At 30.6% G+C, this 3,952-nt stretch carries 3 protein-coding genes; all 3 read right to left on the bottom strand.

Annotated elements, in window-relative coordinates; translation table 11 throughout:
• Positions 1-170: 170 nt before the first annotated feature.
• Entirely contained in the window at positions 171-1,166 is a 996-nt protein-coding gene (locus A9G11_RS04305; protein WP_065618295.1) for a hypothetical protein, read from the bottom strand.
• A gap of 3 nt (positions 1,167-1,169) precedes the next feature.
• A complete protein-coding gene (locus tag A9G11_RS04310) occupies positions 1,170-3,095 on the bottom strand; it encodes a hypothetical protein (protein ID WP_065618296.1) in 1,926 nt (641 codons plus the stop codon).
• 56 nt (positions 3,096-3,151) lie between these two features.
• On the bottom strand, positions 3,152-3,952 hold an 801-nt coding region (locus A9G11_RS14320), incomplete at its 5' end, for a hypothetical protein (RefSeq protein WP_176701230.1).

A 3,952-nucleotide genomic window follows, 5' to 3' on the forward strand; every position in this document is an offset into this window, starting at 1 on the left:
CCCGATATTTTTCATCTATATCAAAGGATTGGCTATAACAATATGTACTAAATAAATAAAAAAAAATGCCAATATAAAATGAATATTTCATAAGTTATTCCTTAATCCCTTCAAAATACAAATTTAATTAATTTTATATAGCACATTATTTGTATCTATTCCCTCCTGTACTATTTAGCTAACTCTTTTTTGACACTATTTATATCTTGCTTTAATTGTTTTATCTCACATAAAGTAAGCTCACTATAATCAAGATATGGAAATAAGTAACCGTTACCTATCAAAGTATTTTTATCTAAACATAATTTATCCCGTTTCTTTTTGAGTGGAGTAAATAAATTTTTAGTTGTATTAGCTTTTTGGGCTAGTTGTCCGGTTTTCTGTTTTAATTGCTGGAGATAATAACGATAAACATCTTCTACATATTTTAAAGAACAATCTTCTTTGTATGGGTCTTTTAAGCATCTGTCAAATTCACTTTTTTTATAATGTTCGTCTCTATAGGGATTGGGTAATATCGTTAAATTATCAGGATAAGTAATTTGATAACCGCGATGATATATTTGCACTAGATTAAATTTTGAATTTTTTTCATCAATTTTATAATGCATCCATATTTGAGGGAAGATCCCATCATCCATTTCGATTAAGGATAAAGTATAAATATCGCCACTTGGTGCGAAGTAGTAATATCGATAACCAACTGAAAGTAAAGTAGTTTCATTAGTAAACTTATTAGCAAGGGTTATTTTATCTTTAACTTCATTATTTTTGATTAGGGATAAAATTAATTTTTCACCAGTATACTCATCGCCATTTGAATATTCATTCACATCTTCTTTATAGCGATAACTCTCTTTATTTAATTCTAGTTTTAAATCATCTTTCTGATATATCACCGTTTTTTTATCAATCAAGTGATTCACATTACTAAAATAAGAACTAAAATTATAATATAACGGACAACGTTTATTTACTTCAACTTGCTTTGAGTAATCCAGTTCTGGGTAGTTTAAGGGAAAAGTACAATCTTGTTCTAATTTTTGCATATCTAGTTTACTAAAAAATGGATCTCCCCGATATTTTTCATCTATATCAAAGGATTGACTATAGCAGCATGCACTAAACAAAGAAAAAATAATGCCAATATAAAATGAATATTTCATAAGTTATTCCTTAATCTCTTCAATTTTTGATAGTGAAAAGTCAGCATGAAAGTGGGAGTCATGTAAAGTACCACCATTTACAACTCTGGATCGTTGTCTAAATTCGGCAAAATGCGCATCCTGTCCAACCCGAACTTTATCAAAAAAGAGTAGCATTGCATTTAAAAATTCTGAATCATCTTGATATTGTTGAGACGAATGCGGACAATAAACGCCAGGGCTACTTCTTGAACGGTATTCAAAGTCAATCGCCATACCATTAATATGTAATGCACTTGGAAAGCAACTGCCCCATTGAAAGGCGCTACCAGTGGTGATGACGGATTTACTATAAACCGCCAGACTGCCTAACATGGCAGCAAATAAGCTGGGATTGGCATAACGACGCTGTGAATTATGAAAACTATATTCAATATGGAAATTGCCATATTGTTCATTTATTGAATCAGGCATTCTTAACAAATCTACTTCATTATTTGTTGAACTGACAACTCGCCAGGAGTTTGGCTTATTCTTATTATTTCCGGAATATCCACTATGTAACCCCCATTCTGCAATGTCACCATTAGCATAAATAATTCGATATTTAGTGTCGCCATCATTTACATCTGAAGCAATATCACCAGACTCATTAGTTGTAAAATAATATTTGGTTTCATTAGGAATAAATGTTTTTTTAACTTTTTCTTTAATTTTAAAGAACTCCAAATCACAAATCTTATGCTTGGCACCTTGTGCATCAACAATCACATAGCGATATTTATTTTTGTTTTCATCTTTAATAAATGAGGGGATATATTTTTGTATTCGACCATCCCAATAAATATAAAACACAATAATATCTATCTCTTCTGCGAATAAACAATTCACCATCGCCACTGGATGAATAAACCATGCTTTGCCATCAGTTGATAGATTGGTTAGTTGTGGTGTATTTGTGCTGTTGGTTTGGTTATCATTTGTGGTTTGTGCCTCTTGTGCTTGTAGTTCAGCAACTTTTTTCCACCAGAGTGACGGTTTAATGCGTTGCTCTTTTTCAATTTGCCAATTTGACTTGACAATTTCGTGTGATTCTTCCATTTTTTCTAATGCATAATTACGCTCATGAGGTTTGATTATGCCTGCTTTCTGTAAATCTTCTTCTAACGCTTTCTTTTTTTGTTGTTTTTCATCTTCAAATAAATTATCTATCTCATTCCATTTGCTTAAAGCATCATCGGCATACCATTCACTTTCATATTTTAATAATAAATGTCCTATTTGCTCTGCCGTCCAACTGGTTCGTAAAGCATCTTTATATTGTTCAATGGAAAAAGGGTGTCTAAGTTTGTTTTGTAATAATAACGACAATATTTCTATATCATTTTTTGTACCTTCAGGAAATTGTTCTGGCGGAAGAATATTAATAGAACTCTGCTTAAAAATACGGAGTAATGCCAACATAGTTTCAGTACAATCACCTACGTCTAATATAGCAGCCAGTTTCTTTGATACTTCACCCACTGAAGCTTTATCTTCTATTGTATTAAACCCTGACCAATGCCAAGGGGTGACACGTTTAATATGTTCTTGGGCATCAGTTGCTGTATTAACCCACCCTTTTATTGGCGAACCTTGCTTATTGCCTGCTGTGACAAATACCCAAATTGCATTATTTTCATCAATGGCTATAGTAGAATAATCATGACTTAATGAGTCTATTGATAATGTTCGCGGAAAGTATACGGTATCTTTTTCGGTAGCTTCTGGTAAGTTGCCCAGTGATAATGGAAAGTTATCCCAATAATCTATCTTTGTATTGAGTTGTCCTGACTCGCCTTGTAGGTGTACAACATCAACTGATTTAATCCAGTAATGTTTGTTTTCAACATATAAGCGTAGGTGAAATAAGCCATCATTATTCACTAAATTAGATGGAGTTAGAATCAATATATTCCCAACATCAAATAGTTATTGTAATAAATGTATTATCAATAAAGATATGGTTAATCGTTTTTGCATTTTACAATTCCCTTTTTGTCTCTATATTTACAAGAGATAGATTCTGATAATTTAAAATGTCCTGTATTATCAACCTTATAATGTCTCCATTTTTCAACATAATGAGTATCGGTATCGCCAGTATAATTTAAGAGCCAAATATTGTTGACGTTATTATCAATATAGTAATACTGTACATCTGCGTATGATTCAAAAATTTCTTGCTTATAAATTGTTAGCTGATCTATTAATTTGTTGTTTTTTTCAATATTCAGATACATTTCATTATTAAATTCTTTGATCTGCTTGTTAGTGAAAAAGAATTTGAAACCATCACGTTGATATATATCAGTTTTTTCTTGATTCATACTTTCTTTTATCCGACCAAAATATACCTCTAATCCTGTTAAATCACATTTATAATAGTTTACACCATAAGTACCATCAGCAGGGAAATCACATTCTTTATTTATATTATGAACGATTTTTTTATCACTCAGTATTGAGTTTCCTAAAAAATTTAATTTTTGTGTTAATCCTATATAGTGACTAGATAATTCTCTGTTTTCTGGCTTTTTTGAAAATAAAATAAGGTATCCTTTTTTTGTTAAAGAGATTAAATAATCATTTGTTTTAATAAAATCAGAGAGATCTGAAGGGCAGGAGTTATCTGAGTCTAATGGAATAATAACATTAATATTTTTACCTAAAGAAACACCTTGTTCTAAAAAAAATTTTTTATATAAATTAGTTGTTTCGGTTGATTTCCAATATGATAAGAGAGGAATAGTATTTTTTTTATATTT

This window comes from Gilliamella sp. wkB108 (genome assembly GCF_001690195.1).
Taxonomy (GTDB): Bacteria; Pseudomonadota; Gammaproteobacteria; order Enterobacterales; family Orbaceae; genus Gilliamella; species Gilliamella apicola_L.